This is a genomic window from Novosphingobium umbonatum (assembly GCF_004005905.1).
Taxonomy (GTDB): domain Bacteria; phylum Pseudomonadota; class Alphaproteobacteria; order Sphingomonadales; family Sphingomonadaceae; genus Novosphingobium; species Novosphingobium umbonatum.
In genome coordinates this window covers 1-20025 of sequence record NZ_SACO01000025.1, presented here as the reverse complement: position 1 = coordinate 20025, position 20025 = coordinate 1, and the positions used below count along the sequence as shown (strand labels likewise).

At 60.1% G+C, this 20025-nt stretch carries 18 protein-coding genes and 1 pseudogene; 8 read left to right on the top strand and 11 right to left on the bottom strand.

Annotation, left to right across the window (positions count from 1 at the left end; genetic code table 11):
- Positions 1-224: 224 nt before the first annotated feature.
- The gene (locus tag EOE18_RS17740; protein WP_127712025.1) at positions 225-620 is read left to right on the top strand and encodes a rhodanese-like domain-containing protein; all 396 of its coding nucleotides are present in this window, start codon (positions 225-227) and stop codon (positions 618-620) included.
- Between the two features lie 6 nt (positions 621-626).
- Complete coding sequence (locus tag EOE18_RS17735) at positions 627-1070, top strand: GNAT family N-acetyltransferase (protein ID WP_127712023.1); 444 nt, start codon at positions 627-629, stop codon at positions 1068-1070.
- A 106-nt stretch (positions 1071-1176) separates the two neighbouring features.
- Here the strand turns inward: EOE18_RS17735 and EOE18_RS17730 are convergent.
- A pseudogene (locus tag EOE18_RS17730) lies at positions 1177-1810 on the bottom strand (tyrosine-type recombinase/integrase).
- Between the two features lie 173 nt (positions 1811-1983).
- Between EOE18_RS17730 and EOE18_RS17725 the strand changes: the two are divergent.
- Complete coding sequence (locus EOE18_RS17725; RefSeq protein ID WP_127712021.1) at positions 1984-2229, top strand: type II toxin-antitoxin system ParD family antitoxin; 246 nt, start codon at positions 1984-1986, stop codon at positions 2227-2229.
- Positions 2230-2231: 2 nt separating this feature from the next.
- Positions 2232-2534 (top strand): type II toxin-antitoxin system RelE/ParE family toxin, encoded by a 303-nt coding sequence (locus EOE18_RS17720; RefSeq protein ID WP_127712019.1) that lies wholly within the window; start codon positions 2232-2234, stop codon positions 2532-2534.
- A 215-nt stretch (positions 2535-2749) separates the two neighbouring features.
- On the opposite strand, the gene EOE18_RS17715 is transcribed toward EOE18_RS17720, so the two are convergent.
- Together EOE18_RS17715 and EOE18_RS17710 are read right to left on the bottom strand one after the other, a co-directional pair.
- Entirely contained in the window at positions 2750-3382 is a 633-nt protein-coding gene (locus EOE18_RS17715) for an FMN-binding negative transcriptional regulator (RefSeq protein WP_127712017.1), read from the bottom strand.
- A gap of 12 nt (positions 3383-3394) precedes the next feature.
- Positions 3395-4009, bottom strand: coding sequence for a DJ-1/PfpI family protein (locus EOE18_RS17710; RefSeq protein WP_127712016.1), 615 nt, complete (start codon positions 4007-4009; stop codon positions 3395-3397).
- Positions 4010-4093: 84 nt separating this feature from the next.
- Here EOE18_RS17710 and EOE18_RS17705 point away from each other — a divergent pair, with 84 nt between their 5' ends.
- Entirely contained in the window at positions 4094-5416 is a 1323-nt protein-coding gene (locus EOE18_RS17705) for an aminotransferase-like domain-containing protein (RefSeq protein ID WP_127712014.1), read from the top strand.
- Between the two features lie 195 nt (positions 5417-5611).
- Here EOE18_RS17705 and rtcA read toward each other — a convergent pair whose 3' ends face one another.
- The 3 genes from rtcA to EOE18_RS17690 form a co-directional block, all read right to left on the bottom strand.
- Positions 5612-6628, bottom strand: coding sequence for an RNA 3'-terminal phosphate cyclase (gene rtcA / locus EOE18_RS17700; protein ID WP_127712012.1), 1017 nt, complete (start codon positions 6626-6628; stop codon positions 5612-5614).
- Positions 6629-6662: 34 nt separating this feature from the next.
- Positions 6663-7886, bottom strand: a complete 1224-nt coding sequence (locus EOE18_RS17695) for an RtcB family protein (protein WP_127712010.1) — start codon at positions 7884-7886, stop codon at positions 6663-6665.
- Between the two features lie 638 nt (positions 7887-8524).
- A complete protein-coding gene (locus tag EOE18_RS17690) occupies positions 8525-10072 on the bottom strand; it encodes a vWA domain-containing protein (protein ID WP_127712008.1) in 1548 nt (515 codons plus the stop codon).
- Positions 10073-10338: 266 nt separating this feature from the next.
- Here EOE18_RS17690 and rtcR point away from each other — a divergent pair, with 266 nt between their 5' ends.
- The gene (gene rtcR, locus EOE18_RS17685; protein WP_127712006.1) at positions 10339-11931 is read left to right on the top strand and encodes an RNA repair transcriptional activator RtcR; all 1593 of its coding nucleotides are present in this window, start codon (positions 10339-10341) and stop codon (positions 11929-11931) included.
- A gap of 6 nt (positions 11932-11937) precedes the next feature.
- On the opposite strand, the gene EOE18_RS17680 is transcribed toward rtcR, so the two are convergent.
- Positions 11938-12615, bottom strand: coding sequence for a phytanoyl-CoA dioxygenase family protein (locus EOE18_RS17680; protein WP_127712004.1), 678 nt, complete (start codon positions 12613-12615; stop codon positions 11938-11940).
- Positions 12612-13160, bottom strand: coding sequence for an HD domain-containing protein (locus EOE18_RS17675; RefSeq protein ID WP_127712002.1), 549 nt, complete (start codon positions 13158-13160; stop codon positions 12612-12614). The genes EOE18_RS17680 and EOE18_RS17675 overlap by 4 nt, the downstream gene beginning before the upstream one ends.
- Before the next feature lie 419 nt (positions 13161-13579).
- On the opposite strand from EOE18_RS17675, the gene EOE18_RS17670 reads away from it, so the two are divergent.
- Positions 13580-15544 (top strand): AAA family ATPase, encoded by a 1965-nt coding sequence (locus EOE18_RS17670; RefSeq protein WP_127712000.1) that lies wholly within the window; start codon positions 13580-13582, stop codon positions 15542-15544.
- A gap of 544 nt (positions 15545-16088) precedes the next feature.
- Here the strand turns inward: EOE18_RS17670 and EOE18_RS17665 are convergent.
- The 3 genes from EOE18_RS17665 to EOE18_RS17655 are packed head-to-tail and all read right to left on the bottom strand — an operon-like array spanning position 16089 to position 19580.
- The gene (locus EOE18_RS17665) at positions 16089-18140 is read right to left on the bottom strand and encodes a coiled-coil domain-containing protein (RefSeq protein ID WP_127711998.1); all 2052 of its coding nucleotides are present in this window, start codon (positions 18138-18140) and stop codon (positions 16089-16091) included.
- Entirely contained in the window at positions 18137-18625 is a 489-nt protein-coding gene (locus tag EOE18_RS17660; protein WP_127711996.1) for a hypothetical protein, read from the bottom strand. The genes EOE18_RS17665 and EOE18_RS17660 overlap by 4 nt, the downstream gene beginning before the upstream one ends.
- Positions 18615-19580, bottom strand: coding sequence for a hypothetical protein (locus EOE18_RS17655; protein WP_220446043.1), 966 nt, complete (start codon positions 19578-19580; stop codon positions 18615-18617). The genes EOE18_RS17660 and EOE18_RS17655 overlap by 11 nt, the downstream gene beginning before the upstream one ends.
- A 48-nt stretch (positions 19581-19628) precedes the next feature.
- Between EOE18_RS17655 and EOE18_RS17650 the strand changes: the two genes are divergently transcribed.
- The gene (locus tag EOE18_RS17650; protein ID WP_127711994.1) at positions 19629-19934 is read left to right on the top strand and encodes a hypothetical protein; all 306 of its coding nucleotides are present in this window, start codon (positions 19629-19631) and stop codon (positions 19932-19934) included.
- Positions 19935-20025 lie beyond the last annotated feature (91 nt).

Genomic DNA, 20025 nt, shown 5'->3' with positions numbered 1-20025 from the left:
GATGGCGGCGCTGGCAAAACGATACCAGTCTGGCCCCATTTCCGGACGGGACAGGCCGAACACCTCGGCCACAATGCCGAATTCAAACGTGCACAGCCCATCATATAGCAGGGCGACGACGAGTGGGTATTTGCGTTTTGGCATAATATTTACGTATATTGTCATTTACGCCAATTGCAAGCAAGCCCTGTTTCGCGCCAATGTCATGGCGAAGGAGATAGCCCATGACCACCGCCGTAACCGCCATTCCCTGCGCCCCCAGCGATGCCGCACGCGAACACTTTGCAGCCGAGTTCAGCTTTGAGACCGATTGCTGGGATGTGCATGACAGCTTGAGCAAGGGTGCCGATTTCGTGCTGCTCGATGTGCGCAGCCCCGCGCTTTACGCCAAGGGCCATGTGCCCGGCGCCATCAGCTTTCCGCATGGCAAGATCATTGCTTCCAAGATGGCGCAGTGGGCGCCTGAAACGGTCTTTGTGACCTATTGCGCAGGGCCCCACTGCAACGGAGCCGCGCGTGGCGCCTTGCGGTTGGCAGAACTGGGGCGGCCGGTAAAGATCATGGCGGGCGGCATCACGGGCTGGCTGGATGAAGGTTTTGCCTTGGACAGCGCGGAGTAAAGGCCAATGGAGATCGTCATCCGTCAGGCCGAAATCGGTGATTGCACCGGCCTTTATGGGCTAATCATCGCCCACGCCGCGTTCGAACACGGCCAGGCAAGCCTTTCGCATGACGATCTCCACCATCTTCTCAACCAGCCTAGTCCTGCCAGCAGGATCATTGTGGCGGCAAGCCCTGCCGCTTTGTTAGGCTATGCCGCGCTAACCGTGGATTTTTCGCTGTGGCGCGCTCGCTATTGGGCTCATCTCGACTGCCTGTTCGTTCACGAGGACTATCGCGGTCAAGCCATCGGTGGGCGCCTGTTCGATGCGGCCAAAGCGTTGGCCCGGACATTGGGCGTGGATTCCATGGAATGGCAAACGCCGTCATGGAATGAAAATGCTGCTGGATTTTACCGAGCAAAGCAAGCGTCTTGCACGCATAAGATGCGCTTTTTCTTGCCATTATAATGCTGTTTTTGAGGCGGATTCTGCTGTTCGACCCAGGTTTGCTGAATGCCCGCTATGTCCAACGCCCGTTAAAGTTGGCCCCCGCTGATAGCGGGAGGCCAACGGTTCAAATTTCGGTATTCTCAGCAAGGGCAAGTGCGTCTTCCACGTCGATCCCAAGATACCGCACCGTATTTTCGATCTTGCTGTGACCGAGCAGGATCTGGACGGCGCGCAGGTTGCCGGTCGCCCGGTAGATGATCGATGCCTTCGTCCGGCGCAGCGAGTGGGTGCCATATTCGCTTCGCATCAGGCCCACACCGGTCACCCATTCATCGACAAGCCGGGCATATTGGCGGGTGCTGAGATGGCCGTTGCGATCGACCCGGCTTGGAAAGACATAATCGTCCACCGTGCCGCCACGGCACTCAAGCCACGCCAGCAGACTGGCGCGGGCATCAGGAAGCAACTCAAACTGCACAGGGCGGCCGGTTTTTTGCTGCATCACGATGGCGCGTGTTCGGATCTGCCCGCCGCTGACAATGTCGCCGATTTTCATTCGCACGAGATCACAACCACGCAATTTGCTGTCGATCGCCAGGTCGAACAAGGCCCGGTCTCGAAGGCGACGACGCTGATTGAGGTAAAAGCGGATCTCCCAAATTTGCTTCGGCTTCAGCGCCCGCTTCGCGCCGAATAGCGCGACCTGCGTTCCAGACCTGACGCTTGGTGGATGTGGATTGGGTTTCAGGCATGTCCATGTTCATTCTCCGATAGCCAGAATTGGCCAACGGAAGAACGTTTGGCAGCCGCTGGGGGAAATGCTGCGAGGCGTCGGCTGCATAATGGCCTCTGTTTGCGGGGTAGGCCATGGCAGGGTGTTAATTGACAAACTTTGCCAATCCTTGCTATTCTTCTGGTCTTGGAGGTTGCAATGGCGACGATGAACATCTCACTGCCCGATCCGATGAAGCAATGGGTGGAAGCGCAAGCTGACACTGGTCGGTATAGCAATGCCAGCGACTATGTGCGCGATCTTATCCGCCGTGACCAGGAACGCGCCGACAAGATTGCCGCCATGCAACGCCTTGTCGATGAGGCCCGCACCAACGGTTTGAGCGACGAGACGATGGCGGATATCCGGGCGCGAGCGATCAGTCAGGCAGGCCTGCAAGCCTGACTGTGCCAGGTTTTCACTTAACACGCGCCGCAGCCGACGATCTGACAGCCATTTTTCTGGAAGGCATCGAGCAGTTTGGCTTGCCGCAGGCCGACGCCTATCACGAAGGGCTGAGTGCGATTTTCGCGTTTCTCGCAGACTATCCCCATGCCGCTCGCTTGCGAGAGGAAATATCGCCGCCTGTTCGCGTGCATCCCTACAAGGCTCACCTGGTGATTTATGATGTAGGAAATGAGGGCGAGGTCATCATTCTGCGCGTCCGGCATGGGCGAGAGGACTGGATGTCCTCGACTTACGACGGGTAGTCGCGGCAAGGTCAGCACTGGCGACCAATCCGCAGAGCTTTACACCCCGTTGGGCACCTCTCCTGACGACCAACTATCGCCGTTCCGATGCATTGCCGGAAACGTCGGTCTACGCCAACACCGGCCATTCCACGCGCCGCGCTGTGTCGATCGTTGCCGCCCGCAAAAGCAGAACTTTAAATCTCCCGATTGTCCTATCTAAACTTGCCCTCCATTCAGAGGCAGGTCCTGCTCGCACCCGCCATCCAGTTCGCCATCGAATGGCGCTGATCATCGCTCAACCCCTGCGCTGCGCCTTTGCGGTCAGAAGCGCTCTTGTTCTGGCCCAGCTTCCATGCACCGGTCAGTTCGTGGACTTTGATACGGACGCCAACGATACCTGTAAGCAAACCATCAATATATTCTGCTGGTGCATCGGCAGATGACCAAGGTGTCTCGCGCCCGGCTTCGTGACGTGCGGTGACCGCTTCGACAAACGTCAGCAGGTCAGATTTGTCTTCGACGATCTGCGGTATGCCCCTTGCCTCGACCGCCACGTAATTCCACGTCGGCACCGCGCGGCCGGTTTCCTGCTTCGATGGATACCAACCGGGTGAGATATAGGCGTCATCGATCAGGAAGCTGACCACAACCTCCCTGCCGCTGCACAAGTGATCCACTTGTTGGTTCTGACGGTGAAGGTGGGCGAGCAATTCCACCTGCCCATCCACCTCGCGACAGATGAAAGGCAGATGGGAGAGTGCGATGCCCCGATCACCAGTGGAAACCAGCGCTCCAAAGGAGCGGGCCGTCATTGCTTCGACCAGAACATCGCGGCGATTTTCCCGAAACACGGTTGGCACATGCATGGGCCTTATCCGTCAATTCCCGACCAGATCCGGCACGAAAGGCGACACCGCCGCGCGCGCCAGATCGATGTAGCGTTCCTTTTCACCCACTGGTGCGACATAGTGCAAAGCGTCAACGGCATCCTGCATCGAGCCGCCATTGGCAATCATCCAGAACGCCAGATAGGCCGAGGCGAGACAGCCGCCCGCGGTGGCGACATTGCCATGGGCCACAAAGGGCGCGTCAATGACATTGACGCCCGCCTCGATCACCCAAGGCTTGGTGGTCAGATCGGTGCAGGCAGGAAGCGAGCCGACCAGACCCAATCGGGCCAGCAGAAGCGTCCCGGAACATTGGGCTCCGATCAACTGACGCGTCGGATCAAGCTGCAACTGCGCCAGAAGATCCGTATCAGCGGCAATCTCGCGCGTCTTGATCCCGCTGCCGATCAGGACAGCATCGGCCTCGCGGGCAAATTCGAGCGGGCGCTGACGACGCACCGTCACCCCGTTCATCGAGGTTACTTCTTCGGTTGGCGCAGTGATATGCGCTGCCCAGCCCTTGGCCCGCATCCGGTTGAGGATGCCCGCAGCAATGAAGGAATCGAGCTCATTATAGCCGTCGAAGGTGAGAACCGCGATTTGCATGGGTATGTTCCTGATGATTGCGTGAGGGCGATTTCTCACATAGGCATGAGTCGGTGCAATCATAACATTGTTCTCGGAGCAATTATGGCCGAAGACTACCGCGCCATCGCGCAGGAAATTGCCGAAGATATTGATGCGGGACGCCTGCAACCGGGCGACCGCCTGCCACCCCAGCGTCAGTTTGCCTGGCGCCGGGGCATTGCGCCATCCACCGCCAGCAGGGTCTATGCCGAATTGACGCGGCGCGGGCTGATCGTGGGCGAGGTCGGGCGAGGTTCCTTCATCCGCTCCGCTCCGCCCGCCGATCACCCCACGCTGGCCGAGCCACCCGCGCTGCCGATCAATCTGGAAACCAACTACCCGATCCTGCCGGATCAGCATGCGATATTGGCCTCCATCCTGCGCCAGATCGCGGCCAATCCCGAAGTGATACAGCGGATTTTGCGGGAAACATCGGTGCGCGCTACAATCACCACACGCGATAGTGTGGCCAAGGTGATGCACTGGCAGGGTTGGCGCGCACAGGCCAACCAATTGCTGTTTGCAGGCAATGGGCGCCAAGCGCTGGCCGCCACGCTTTCGGCTCTGGCCAGACCGGGAGAGCGGATAGGATTTGAGACCATGACCTATCCGATGGCCAAAACCATCGCGGCCAAACTGGGATTGGTGGCCGTGCCTTTGGCCATGGACGAACAGGGGCTGATACCCGAAGCTGTCGAGGCAGCTTACCGCGCGGCCCCCTTGCGCGCGATCTATGTACAGCCGACGGTGCATAATCCGCTGGGCATCACCATGCCCGCCCCGCGGCGCGCGGCGCTGGCCAAGATGTTGCAATCGCTGGAGAGCGTCGTGGCGATCGAGGATGCGATCTATGCCTTTCTCGATGCCGATGCACCGCCGCCGCTGGTCTCTTTCGCGCCCGATCACACGATCCTGCTCGATGCGATGTCAAAACGTCTGGGGCCGGGACTGACACTGGCCTTCGTCGTGGCGCCGCCGCCATGGATCGAACCGATTTCCCTGTCGTTTATGTCCGGCGGCTGGGGGCCAAGCGGCTTTGCGCTGGAAGTTTGTCTGCGCCTGTTGCTCGACGGCGGAATGGCCGCACTCGAACAGGCCAAGCGGGTCGATGCGCAAATCCGTCAGGCCGAGGCCGCGAATGCGTTGAGCGGCCTGACATGGCAGGCCCATCCCTCATCTTACCACCTGATGATCGATCTGCCCGAAGGTCAACGAGCCGAAACGCTGGTCGCGGCCGCCAAGGCGCAAGGCATCGCTATCACGCCCGCTTCTGCCTTTGCGGTACAGGCCGCCCATGCCCCCAATGCCGTGCGGATCGGCCTCGCCAATCTGGCGCCAGAAGTGATCGGGGCTGTGCTTGGGAAAATAGCCCGATTGATCGGGTGAGCTCGCCGCCAAACCTAGCCGAAGGTGAGAGGGCACACTTGGTTCGATGAATGGCGGGTTTCGACCTAGTCAGACGCTACCTGTTGCCGTCGCAACTGGCCGTTTTGTCCCACCTGCGGTCATCGGCGAGCTTTAGCCGATGGCTCAATGGGGATGGCTCGTTTCGGAATTTAGCTCAGATCGCAGGAGCGACGATCACTCCACCGAAACGAGATGGCTACCATCAAACTGCTGGATCAGCTTGATCGACTTGCCGGTAAATCGCTGTGCAATGTCGATGGCAGTCCGCAGGTGCTGGCTTGGTTTGACTGTTGTAAAGGATCCGCTGCCTGCCAAGACGAAGGGCAGAATGAGCTGATCGGCCAAATACGGGCCGGCAAAAGCCTCGCAATCCAAAAACCCAAGCATCCGCGCCGCTGCCGTTTTGGCGAGCTTTTCGGCAGGGACACCCAGTTGGCCGAAACCGCTGACGATTTCGGTGACGTGGTCATAGTCCGCCTCCAGCATCAGGATCACGCCCGGGCCCTGGTCTTCGGGCAGCTTGCGCATGGCAAAGCTTTCTTCCTCCCAATCGGGAAGATCCTTGCGGGCGCGTTCGAGCATGCGCAGGGGGATTTCGCCGGGCAGGCCGCAATAGGTCGCCTGAGCGCTGACTCCCTGGAAAGCGCCGCGTTCGACACACGCGACAGGCACAAGCGGAGCCGGTTCAATCTCCACCTCGATCCGCCCGCCGCCGCGCGGGTAAAACCCATGCCGCACCAGACGCGCCGAAACGCGCGGTCCCATGCGGTTGACGATGGGCAGGAAGCAGCGCTCGATGAAGTCAAACGGCGGTGCAAGCATGTTGTGCGTGCCGCCTTCCAGCACCAACCGCGAGCGGCCCTCGGCCAACAGCAGCGGCATCAGCACCGTCTGCAGCACCAGTCCCGTGCTGCCAGCTGTCCCAACAGCGAAGTGATATTCCCCCGCTTGCGCCTTGCCGGGGCGGAAGGTGAGGTCGCAGGAACCCACCGTCAGCCCGCTGCATTCGCTGCCAGAAATGGCCGCAGCCGCCTCCACCGCCGTCACATGCTGGCGCATCAGGCCGGGCTTGGAGCGCTTGGCGCGGATGTTGGTGATACGGAAAGGCTGGCCGGTGACCAGCGACAGCGCGCAGGAATTGCGCACCATCTGGCCCCCGCCTTCGCCTTCCGATCCGTCGATGGTAATCATGTGTTCTTCTCAATTCGGGCTTGCGTGAAGGGTGTTACCCCTTCACGCAGACCACCTGTTTCAAAGTATGGACGATCTCGACGAGATCGGCCTGGGCCGCCATCACGGCTTCGATCGGCTTGTAGGCCTTGGGCGTTTCATCGATCACACCCACATCCTTGCGGCATTCCACGCCTTCGGTGTCGGCAATGTGCTCGGCAAGGCTGACCTGCCGCTTGGCCTCGTTGCGGCTCATCACACGGCCTGCGCCATGTGAGCAGCTATGAAAGCTCTCCGCATTGCCAAGGCCGCGCACGATGAAGCTTTTGGCTCCCATCGAACCCGGGATGATCCCCAGCACGCCCTTGGCCGCGCGCACCGCTCCCTTGCGGGTGATGAGCACGTTTTCGCCAAAATGGTTCTCGCGCGTCACATAATTGTGATGGCAGTTCACCGCCTCCAACTCGGCCTCGAAAGGCTTGGCAATTTGGCCCCGCAGCGCGGCGATGACATTGGTCATCATCATCCGCCGGTTGAGCGCGGCAAAATCCTGCGCCCAGCCCACCGCCTCGACATAATCGTCGAAATGGTCGGTGCCTTCGGGGAAATAGGCCAGATCCTCGTCGGGCAAGTTGATGTGCCATTTGCGCATGTCCTGCTTGGCCAGTTCAATGAAGAACGAGCCAATCGCATTGCCCACCCCGCGTGACCCCGAATGCAGCATCACCCAGACCCGCGCCTCTTGATCGAGGCACAGTTCGATGAAGTGATTGCCCGTGCCCAGCGTGCCCAGATGCACCAGATGGTTGGTGTTCTTGAGCCGCGGAAACTTCTCGCAAATCCGGTCAAAACGCGAAACCAGCGCGGCCCATGCCTCAACGATCGCCGGAGGCGGATTGCCCCAAGAACCGCTGTCGCGCTTGCCGCGCCCGACGCTGCGTCCATGCGGCACGGCCTGCTCGATAGCGCTGCGGATGCCTTCCAGATTGTCGGGCAGATCATGCGCCATCAGCGAGGTGCGCGCCGCCATCATGCCGCAGCCGATATCGACGCCCACTGCAGCCGGGATCACCGCCCCCTTTGTGGGGATCACCGAGCCAACGGTGGCGCCGATGCCGACATGGACATCGGGCATGGCGGCGACATGCTTGAAGATGAAAGGCATCTTGGCTGCGCGCGCCAATTGCTCGCGGGCCTTGTCGTCCACCGGCACGCCGCGTGTCCACATTTTGATCGGCATGCCGTCTTCAACATTTTGAAATTCGTAAGTCTCGGTCATGGTTGACCTCCATTTGACAGTCATGGCGCCGGCGACGAGGGTTTGGCGAGACATTTTTCCTGAGCTACTGCGGATTGCTCCGCGGGTGGATTCGGACCACCGACCTCCCGCACGGTTGCGGGCGCTCTACCCATGTAGTCCCACCGGCATTCGCCAGCTTTGAATGTGGTTCACGGCGACGAGGTGTTGGAAAGTCGATCCTGCTCTAACCTACTGAGCTACGAGCCCCCAAATGTTGGCCCGACGGGACTCGAACCCGCGACCTGGCGATTACAAATCGATGTAGACCTTCCGGCATTCGCCGTGAATTTGAGTTGCCGTGGCGACGAGGTATGGCGAGACACGGTCCTTAAGCTACGTTCCGGCGGCGGGGTTCGAACCCGCATCTCCCCTTGGCCATCGCTGGAAAAAGGGCGCTTTACTCATCGGACCTATGGTTTGTGGAGGTGTAGTCCCACCGGCATTCGCCACGGCAATTTCTGAAATTTTGCGAGAAAGGTCACGGCGACGATAGTTGGAAAGGACACGCCCGAAAGCGTCATTGCTCTAGCCACTGAGCTACCTTGCCGGGCGGCAAGGGCAGGAATCGAACCTGCGACAGATGTAGTCCTTCCGGCATTCGCCGTGACCAGAACTCTTCAAACCTCCGTATTCTGAACGATCTCGACCCAATCGCGCGTCTGCCCAGAGGCAAAGCGCGCCATCCCATCGAACACCGCATCGGTGAAGCCACCGATATTCATGATGTCCGCACGGCTTTTCGCCTGCGTGGTGGTGCCCGGCGTGATATCGATGCAGATCAGCTTCGCGCCCGGGTTGCGGGCCTTCAGCTTGTTCCACTCTGCCATCGTCGCCGTGGCGCCGCCACGCGAGGGATCGACCCAGGACTCATTGTCCGAGACAATCACCACCACATCCACCTGCGCCCGCTCTTTGTTGAGCAAGGCTAGCGGAGCCGAGACATTGGTACCACCACCACCGACCCCCGCCAGCTTCGCCGCATTCACGGCCACGCGGGCATGGGGATCGAGCTTCAGTTTGACCACATCGCATTCGAACGGGATCACCCGAGCATCGCGGTTCTGGCGCAGCACTGCGGCGGCGACCAGCGCAGCGATGTCGATGCAGCGCACCTTCGAAGTGGCGCCCTTGCGGTAGCCGGTAGCCGACCATCCCATCGAACCCGACACATCGGGGCAGACAACGACGCTGCCCTCCAGCTTGGGGACAGATGCCAGCGATGCCTCCAGAGCGCTTTCGAGCGCCGCCTGCACCGCCAGTGGCACGCCATCGCCCACCTGACCAAGCGCCATCATCAACTGATAGGGCATGGGGCGCACACGAGCGATCGTGTCTGCATCGGCCAGTTTCGCAGCCACTGCTTCAGTGACGCCCGCCACGCCAAACGCGCCATGACGCGCCAAGGTGTTGAGGTTCATCCGCAGCGCCTGCCAGCCCATGCGGCCCGCCAACACCCCCCACTGCTCTTCCGAGAGCGGGAAAGCCGTCAGCCATTCAAAAGGCACATCAGGCAGATCGCTCGAAGGCGCCCGCTTCCATGCCTCGAAAGCCGCAATCTGCGCGGGCAATGCCGCGACATCATAGGGCTTTCCAATCAGCCAGCCATAGAAGGCTCGCCGCTCGGCGTCCGCTGGGGAGGGGTGCACCATCTTGACCACATCGGCGAGGCTGGGGCTGGTGCCCGTGGCGGCCTGCATCAGGCGCGCCATCGAGGCTTGCTCCAACCACGCCTTGACCAGACGCTTGGGCCGCGTGCCCAGCGAAGTGCGCCCGACCTGCCCAGACCGCATGATCTGCACGAAGTTGCGCAGCATCCGGCCATTGTCGATCACCCGCTTGAAAACGGGCACCGCCAGATCGGGATCGGCCACCGTCAGATAGGCGGTGAGCAGCGCAGGCATATCCTTCATCGCGCCAGACTTACGGGCATAGGCCGCAGCCTTGGCGACAAATTCGGGCGACACAGCCTGGGCTGCTGCCAGCACATCAGCCAGCTGCGCCTCGGCGCCGGCGTAGAAGCCATCGGCCAGCGTGCCTGTCGCGGCGAGCTGCGCCAGTTTGGCCTCGGGCCCATAGGTATAGGCCACGCCACCGGCCTGATTGACCGCATCGGCGCGCAGCCAGACCTTGGCGGTCAGCGATGCAAAAAGGCTCTGGTTGGCCATGGTGAAATTCCTTGTGCTTTGGCGGCTTTGGGACGGCCAGCCTATTCTGGCCGCCCCACTTACCGCTTGCCTGCCGGGCTGTTCGACTGACCCGACGCCAGAATTACCGCAGAGGGCGTGCCAGTTTTGAATTTGTGGCCGAAAAAATTCTCAAATTGTTGATTTTGAGTAATATTAAAATCAGACGCAGCAGTACCTTGCGGCATAGGCAAGGTGTGTGATCGGAAATTTGTATCTTTTTGTATAAGCTGATATAAATTTAGCGCATGAGGCCCACCACCGTCATCAGCTTTCTTGGCTCCACGCTCGACGCCTCCAAATTCGGCCCCTCGCGCTGGATGAAATGGCGGCCATCGGTCGGCTTGTGCATGCACGAAGATCTGCGGGTGGATCGCTTCGTGATGATCCACGGCAATCTGCACAGCCGCCTCGCGGACTATGTGGCGGAGGATATTGCCTCGGTTTCGCCCGAGACGCGGGTCGAGCGGCATATCCTCGACTTCAACGACGCGTGGGATTTTGAGGAGGTTTACGGCAAGCTGCTCGACTTTGCGCGGGAGTTGGCGATCGATCCGGATGCCGAGGATGTGCTGGTGCATATCACCACCGGCACCCATGTCGCGCAGATCTGCCTCTTCCTGCTGACCGAGGCGCATTATCTGCCCGGACGCCTGCTCCAAACCCAACCCAAGCGCGGCACCACTGAAGCTGCGGGCACATGGAGCGTGATCGACCTTGATCTGTCGCGCTACGACAGCATCGCCACCCGCTTTGCCAGTGAGAGCGCGGAAAGCTCGTCCTTCCTCAAATCAGGGATAGAAACGCTCAACCCCGCCTTCAACACGATGATCGACGAGATCGAGCAGGTGGCGAGCCGCACCCGCGCGCCGATCCTGCTGATGGGGCCGACCGGGGCAGGCAAGAGCCAACTCGCCCGCCGCATCTTTGAACTCAAAAAGCTCAAGCGCCAGATGGTGGGCAGCTTTGTTGAGGTGAACTGCGCCACTCTGCGAGGCGACAGCGCGATGTCGGCGCTGTTCGGCCACAAGAAAGGTGCCTTCACTGGCGCAGCGGCGGATCGCCCCGGATTGCTGCGCTCGGCCGATGGGGGCATGCTGTTCCTCGACGAAATCGGCGAGTTGGGCCTCGACGAGCAGGCGATGATCCTGCGGGCCATTGAGGACAAACGCTTCCTACCCGTTGGCGCCGACAAGGAGGCGCAGAGCGAGTTTCAATTGATCGCGGGCACCAACCGCGATCTGGCTGCGTGCGTGGCGGAGGGCACGTTTCGCGAGGATCTCTATGCTCGCCTCAACCTGTGGACCTTCGCGCTTCCCGGCCTTTCCGAACGGCGGGAGGACATTGCTCCCAACCTTGACTATGAACTCGACCGCTATGCCGAGCGCGAGGGCGAACGGGTGACCTTAAACAAGGAGGCCCGCGCCGATTATCTCGCCTTTGCACTGTCACCGGCGGCGCGCTGGTCAGGCAATTTCCGTGATCTGGCCGCCAGCGTCACGCGCATGGCAACCTTCTCGCCGAAAGGGCGGATCGATGTTCAAGCCGTGGCCAAGGAGATCGAGCGGCTCAAGCGCCTGTGGTCAGATGGTGGGCAGGGCGGGGATGGGTTGGAGCGCTGGTTGTCCTCTGAAGCGCTGGCCGATCTCGACCCGTTTGACCGCGTGCAATTGGCCTATGTGGTGCAGACCTGCGCCACCTGTCGCTCGCTCTCCGAGGCAGGGCGCAAGCTCTTCGCCGCCTCTCGCGAAAAACGCGCCAGTACCAATGATGCTGACCGGCTGCGCAAGTATCTGGCGCGGTTCGGGCTGGGATGGGAGGATTTCAGAGGGCACAGGTAAAGCTGGCTACACACCCAGCCATTGCAGCCCGCCCGGCAGGTCATGCGCACTGAAATCCACCTGGAGCACGCGGCGATGCGCGGGATGGCTGGCTGCTTCCGAGGCATGCAGCACGGGTGTGACATAGGCCCAGACATCACCCGCCTTGGCAAGGCAGACAAAGATGCCACATTCCGCCACCACCTGATCCACCGACTCCACGGGCACGCGCCCGCGCCGGTGCGATCCGGGCGCGATCAGCAGAGGGGCATTGGTGGCGGGCACATTGTCGAGATGCACCCGCAGCGTCACCATGCGCGACAACAGTTCGAAGGGCGGGGCAACGTGGTGCAGACCGGCCTTGATCGACCAAGGCCCGAAGCCTGCCACTTCAATCCGTTCGCGCACACAGATGGTGCGGTCCTGATGCCACCCCAGCGACCAGTTCGTGGTCGCGCTCTTGTCGAACAGGATCGCACGGACAGGCTTTGCCAAAGTGCCGATGGCACTGCAGGCTATAGCGCCGATGGCGCCAGTTGGAGCGAGATAGGGACGCAGCGCTTCCACCCCATGAATGCGGATGCCTGCCTGATCGGGCGGAAGCTGGGCCAGAACCGCTCGCAAATCGGGCAGATTCGCCAAAGCCGCGCCGCGAAAGAGTTGGGCGCCATGTTCTGCCAATTGCAGACTATCAAGAGCCGTCATGCCAGCCACTTGGCCACGCCCCGATCCACCTCAGCCTTGGCCTTCTGCCACAATCCGGGGTGCCCCTCTGTCAACACATCCAGCAGGTCTGAAATCTCGCGCAGATAGACCCGCGCAAATCCATCGCCATCATCGACAATCGAGCGCGTGTTCGAGATGACATCGGCCAGCTTCACCGTCTTTATATCCGCGGGTGCCTGCGCCAGATGGTCGCGGTCGGCGGCTTTGCGGACGGCGCGATTGCCATCCTCGGGGCGGCTGACATCGGTGAGCCACGCAACCGCTTGCGCGATCTCTTCCCCAAACCGGGCTCGAACATCCTCGATGCTCGCGTCGGTATCCTCGACCACATCATGGAGCAGGGCCGCTGCAATCATCGTCGGCGTGCCGCCAACTTCTGCCACCATTTGCGCCACCTCAAGGCAGTGTAGCACGTAAGGCTCGCCAGTGTATTTGCGGTGCTGGCCTGCGTGCATCCGCGTGGCAAAAGCGCAGGCGTCGAGCAGGATCGAAGGGGCTTCGGTTTGAGGCTGGGGAAACGACATGATTGCAGGCTAGGCTGGATTGGGGCTGCTTACAATGGGGCAGCAATCTGAACATCTATTGCGCGGAAGCCTCAGGCTGGAGCTATTTAAAAATAAAAATTCGTCATCCGGTTGTTCGATGCTTGCGAATTGACCCGTGTGCTGCAAATTTCAGCCCCACCCTATTGCCTTGGGCATGAGGCGCGAAGTATAAGGCCACCGTTGACTGGGCATGAAGCCCGTCTTCTCGGAGAAAAACCGTGTTTGGATACAGCTTCATAATGGGCTCTGCGCCCGTGCTGTTCCAGCCTTTCTCGTAAGCGTCCCATAGGCGCTACGGTGGGCTGAAGAACAGCTCGCCGCGCATTTTCCGCTTTTGCAGAAATAGGTTCATGGCCTGCGCATGTCTGCGCGCGCCATGAACGTCAATGGGACGTGTCATGGACGAATTTTCAATTATCCGCAGCTTTGCGCTGCGGATAGGGCAGGGCATCCCTGCCAAGAGCGCGCTTGCGCTGGCTCTGGCCGAATGGGCAGCGCCGAACATGCCGTGGCTGCTGGATGAAGTTGCGCAGGAGACCCCGGACTGGGCCGATATTTGCGCCAAGCTTGCCGCCAGCGAGGCGCGTGTCAGCGAGCCTTCGCATGGGTTGGCAACGGCCAAGGAACTGGCCGATCTGCTGGGCTTTGCCGCGTTTGATGCGCGCCTGTTGCAGCTGGCAATTGCCGCCGAGCGGCTGCCTCGCGTGCAGGCCTTGGTGCAGATCGCTGCGCGCCATGGGCATGATATGCCCGTGCTGCTGGGCGAACTGGCCGGAGCTGAAAGCGCCACGGCCGAGGGTGCGGTCCGCCGCAGCCCGGTGCTGCGCATGGGGCTTGCGGGTTTTGAACTGGGCCGCGACGGCGTGCTCCGGCTCGATCTGCGCTGGCAGCTCAACCGGCTGCTCAACCGCGCGCCGTCTGCGGGTGAGGATCTGCTCTCGCTGCTGGTCGGCGCGCGGCAAGAGGCGCGATTGACGCTGGAGGATTTCGGCCATGTGGCCGATGCCGATATGCTGCGCCGCTTGCTGGCGGGGGCGCTGGCCCATCGCGCGGGTGGCATCAACATCCTGATCCATGGGCCACCTGGCACGGGCAAGACCGAACTGGCGCTGGCCTTGGCCGCCGCCGCTCAGGCCCCCTTGCATGCCATTGGCGAGGCCGACGATGATGGCGAGGAGCCCACCCGCTGGGACCGGGTTCAGGCGCTGCAACTGGCGCAGCGGGCGCTGTCGGGACAGACTCGCCCCGCCATTCTGCTGTTTGACGAAATGGAAGACCTGATCGGCGACACGCAGCGCAGCCAGGGCGACTGGATGCACCGGCGCGAGGGCAGCAAGGTCTTCATCAACCGCATGCTGGAAACCAATCCGCTGCCGGTGATCTGGACCACCAACGCGCTGGGCAATGTGGATGATGCCATCCTGCGCCGGATGAGTTTCGTGCTGCGCATGGGCCACCCGCCGCGCAGCACCGCTTTGCGAATGGCGCAGAACATCGCCCGCGACGAAGGTGTGACGACCAGTGATGCAATGGCCGCGCTGATCGATGTCGCGCCCGAAACCACCAGCGTTTTGCGCGTTTCGGCGCGGGTGGCGCGTCTGGCGGGCGAGAGGGATGGCGGCGCGCGGGCGGCGGGATCTTTGGTGCAAGCCCTGCGCGGCGGTCCCATGCCGTTGGCCAGCGAGGAGATGATCGACCTTGATCTGTTCGAGACAGGTCGCCCTTTGGCGCCGCTGCTGGACGCGGTGGCGGCGGGCGGGGGCAGCGATGTGTCGCTCCTGCTCTCCGGCCCGCCGGGCACGGGCAAAACGGCGCTCGCCCATCATTTTGCCCGCGCGCTGGACCGACCTTTGTTGGTCAAGCGTGCCTCCGATCTCCTCTCCAAATGGGTGGGTGAAACGGAGAAGGCGATTGCCGAGGCTTTCGAGGAGGCGCGCCGCAGCGATGGCGTCTTGCTGTTCGACGAAGCGGATTCGCTGCTCTTCGACCGAAGTCAGGCGCGCGCCTCTTGGGAGGTGGGGCAGGTCAATGAATTGCTGACCTGGCTTGATCGGCATCCACTGCCGGTGGTGGCTGCCACCAACCATGCCGACAAGCTTGATCCGGCCAGCCTGCGCCGGTTTGTGTTCAAGCTGAAGCTGGAGCCGCTGGGGCCAGAGCGCGTGATGCGCGCCTTTCGCCAGCGCTTTGGGATGGAGCCGCCGGAGGGCCTTGCCGCCCTGCGCAATCTTACGCCCGGCGATTTCGCGGTAGTGGCGCGGCAATTGCGCCATGCGCCGGCGCGCGATGCTGCCGACATCCTCGCCCGCCTGCGTGACGAGAGTGAGGCCAAGGGCGGTGCAAGTGTGCGGATGGGCTTCTGATCATGTATCCGGCCGGGGGAGTTATCGCCCTTGGCCGGACGAAACAAAACACTGTTATTAAAAGATCGGATAAACAGCCTGTCCAAAACAGGGCCTATCGGATAAAACCCTTGTCACGCGTTTATGCCAAATCATGATTTGTTCTGACGCCAGAGGACCAGTTATCGTGTCACTGGACATTTCCTATCCTTTGACACCGGGCCTTGCCCGATGTGACAAAGTTTTTGCCCGCTGATTGAGCTTGGCATGAGCCCCGACAGATCGCAAAAATTATAAAATAATAGATTTCAAGTGGTTACCTTTCGCGGCAGCCGCGTGGGGTGAATTCCGTCTCCTGCAACAGCGTCGCTCGGCTGCTTTGATTGTCTGACCCAGTGACCAAGGCCTCGGGTGCCAATCACACTGGGTTGGCGCGCGGCTTTCCCTCCGCCAAATGACAAGCCGAGAACGCCCGTGAGTGGGGACAGACCGGAACGTCGCCTTTTAGGCTCCAGAGAAGGTGAGCAGACATTCCTTTGCAAAGCGGCTGGCGCGATGCCTAGAGCTAATCCGATGCAGGGCCTTGTCCAGTCTTTACCGGCTGCAACACATAGCCATCGAAGATGATCTTATTGCACGACAGACGGGCAAGAATAGGTGTCAATGTATCGATGTCTTCGCTTGTGGAAACGATCACCTGTTGACCTTTACCACGGTGATTTGCTGCCCGCTCAAGCAGCTGACCGAAGCTCACCTTCGACGATGATTGCTGGCGCGGCTCATCGAGCAACAGCATGCCCGGATGATTGGTCGTATAATCTCGAGCGAGTTCTAGGAGCCCAAGCTGGTAAGCCCATTTAAGACGAATGGCATCGCTCGCTGATGTTTCAAATCCGATCTCATAGCCTTCTTTTTGTGGGCGATAGCTGTCTTCGTCGATCGTCAACTCGTTGGGGGCAAAGGTCGTGAACCCGAAGGCCTGGGCTAATTCTTGCACCGAGCTTGTGAGTGCGTCGAGCTTATCCTTGTCATCAGCAGTCATTTTATCGGACGGGAGCAGCCGGATCGCCTTTAGCAATTCTGCGAACTCTGCGGATAATATATTGAGGCGGCTTGCCGTATCGCCCAGCGATGCGATTAGGCCTTCCAGATCGCGAATGCGCGCTTCAACGCGTACACGCTCCTCGATGGCTGCCGCAGAGGGTGCGTTCGATGGCCCCATTAGGTCCGTACGAATCGTTCGGACGCGCGCGTATAGCTGTGCGGTCTCGCTCACGACAACCGCGCCCAGATCTCCAAGCCGCCTTTGTTCATCCAGCTCTCGCTTTAGAATATCCTCAAACATCTTGAGCTGTGATCGGACATACTCGATGTTATCTTCGATCGGCATCACAGCTTCGAGGACGTCCTGGGAAATCAGGGCATCGACTAGGCTCTGCTCACACGTTGGACATTGGTCCGGTGTCAGATTCCCAGCGGTTCCGGCGTAGCGCTGAAGTTTTTGAACGTCTTGATTCTTCTGCAAATCCTCTCTTAGCTGCGCTATACGCCGCTCAAGAGACAGGATATCGGCGTCCTTAAGCTGTCGCGCCTTGTGAATTTCCACGCGTCGTTGGTTGAGCGCGTCGATTTCCTTTCCAAGCGTTTCAAGTTCTGCAGTTAGAGCGTTCGCTGTCTCGCCGACCTCAGGTACCCTTGCCTGCGCGAGTGCGACGACCCTAGCGCGCAACCCGGCCAAGATCGTTTCGACGGCCATGGCCTGATCATCCTGAATGAGCGAGACCGTCCACCGCTCGAGACTATCAGTATCGATCGTCGGGCGCGCGGGAAGCCCGCTTAAAGTACCGCCAGCGCGCCGGGCGACGCGCGTCATCTCGTCGAGTACGGCCGCCCAGTTACGCGCATTCTCGTCCGTCTTTTCCTTTAAGCGCTGGCGCTGGAGTTCGAGCTTATGGACGTCGAGATCCATGATGAACTCAACCGCGCGCTTCTGGACATCTCGGACACGCATGTATGTTGGAATGGCTGCGGGGATCGCGGACCATCCCCTCTTTTGCTCTACCCAGAACAGCGGGAAGACAGTTTCTAACGGGAGTTTTCCTTCCGGGCCGTCATATTTCCGAACGACCGGCATATCCCAGTCGATGAAATCCTCGAGGAAGTGGAGAAAGCCATCCTCGCGTTGAAACGCGCCTGGATCGCGCACGAAGAACTGTCGTGAAGGCGCGTTTGCTGTCGGTTCGCTCAGCATGGCGCCGAACCATACCGTGACAAGGCGGGTGTCGACCCCCGGCTCCTTGATCGGTCGGCGAGCCGTTACGATGGTCCCAGCCCCATTTTCAATTTCAACTTCCACAAAGGAGGTGATGACCGCAAGCCGACTGTCGTCATCCTTCAGCAGGTAATTCGTCAGGGCGTGAGGTACAGGCACCTCTCGACTCGGGCTGAGCATCTTCTCCATGCCAAGCACATAGAGCAGCGCTTGCATGCTGGTTGACTTGCCCTTGGTATTGTCGGCCCAAATTACGTTGAGCCCCGGTTCGAATGGGAAATCGGCGCCATAAGCGCCGTCTTGTGTATAGGCACGCAGTCGCAAATGCCGTAGGCGTAAGGTCAAAGCAGGCTCTCCATACGCCAGATGCGGGTAACAATATCTTCAGTTGCTCGTTTGGCGACGATCGTGAGGAAAGCGCGCTCACGCTGAAGAACTTCGGAGTTGACGTCAATCGCCGAGGCGACGTTCTGTCCTAATGGCGTCAAACTGATCGTCTTGCCCTTGTTGACTGTCACATATTTAAGGCCATGCGCGAACGCTACGGCCCGGTTGAGCCAAGGTTCGACGCGGACCTGAACATCGCTTGTCTTGCGTTCGCCGCGTAGAACGGCGTTGACCTGCTCCCGACTGCCTTCGGTTCGGATCGAGTGGGCCAGAAATTGCAATTTCAGAAAACTCGCCTTTTTGCCACGGCTGTGGAGCAGGCTGAGAAGGACAACTCCAATCCCCCACGACATGCGCAGATCCCCAGCGACCGGCTCGGGTCGCGCAGTGAACGAGAAATTGGCGCCTTGCAGCGCTTCGAGAAACGGGCTCTCAGGCGGCATCGGGAAAGTCGAGTGGGCAGCGCATGATCCATTCCGAGATAGTGCCAAGCGCAATTTCAAGCGCGTTGCCATCCGACAATGTTGGAGCCGCCGCTTTAATTGCCTGGGTGAGTGAGGCGATCTCAGTATTCATGATGCTACTGGGCAGGGTTCCTCCCTGGGGGCCCGCAAACGTTAGGGTGCGGGCACGGACCTGAATTGCGGCAGTAACTTTCTCATGCATGTCGGGAGCGTTATTACGCAGCGCCTCGATGAGAGCATTTCCTCTGAGGAATGCCTCAACGCCATGCGCCACAACGTCACCTAACGCTGGACCACTCACTCGCTTTGCGAGTTTGACGGTAGCATTGGCGACGAGGTCAGCAGAACCAGCCTCCCAATTTTCCAATTCCTTCTTGCTGGGCGTAGAGACGCTCAGCGAAAGGTTGGTGAGGCCGGCCATTGCGTCCTGCACCGCCTTACCCGGGAAATGTGTTTGATCTTGAATGCAGACTTCGAAATTTTCGTCCAGAATCGAAAGTTTCAGCTTCCGCATGTCGCCGGTCTTTTTCGCACAATGGAGGTTGAGCTCTCTGCTGTCATGCTGAGGGACGAGCAATACCCAGGTCTTTAGCTTCTGGCCGAGCATGAGCTTGGAAATGTCGGCGGCGCCTTTGACGAGCTTCCCCAGATCGGTCGTCATTTTAGTTTTCTGACGATCGGCGCGGACCGCGATATCCAGCGGCTCTTCCGGCGCGTAGCATTGATAAATGACGAGGTCGGTCAGGCAATAATAGTCGATGCCGAGATCCCCGCTGTGGTTTGCGGGAACCTTATGGATGTTTAAGACACCATGACGGCTTTGCAAAAGGCTATGGGAGAATTCTTCCCATTCGTCAGGTCCCCATTGATGGACTAAACTAACCACTTCACCCCCGAGAGCGTTTGCCTTCGACAGTGCTTGTTGCACATTCACTAACAGACCTCAATCTCATTGATCAGCATATGAAATGCTCATCCCAAAGTGCTCCTGAACCGCGCCGCTTCTATCGGAGGCTTCAGGTATGAGGGGCGGATTAACGAAGGCTCGCTTTCGACGATAAAGGAAGCGTTCTTGGAAGGCGGCCTTGAGGGCGCTTTAGAGAGAGGCGAGCGGCACATAAGTGACGAGATTGGCGGCGACGCCGAAGCTCGCGATCTGCGCGCGGGCGTAACTATCGTCGCCATAGTAGCTGACAGTCCAGCGCGTGGTGGAGGCGACGCGATGGGCGATCTCGTGAAAGTAGGCGGCATCGACTGGACTTGTAACGGATTTGTGCCGGTCACCTGAGCGTTTTATGCTCGCAACAGGAGACCGACGAGATGATGAAGCATAGTGAAGATTTTAAGCGAGAGGCGGTTCGGATCGCGCTGACCAGCGG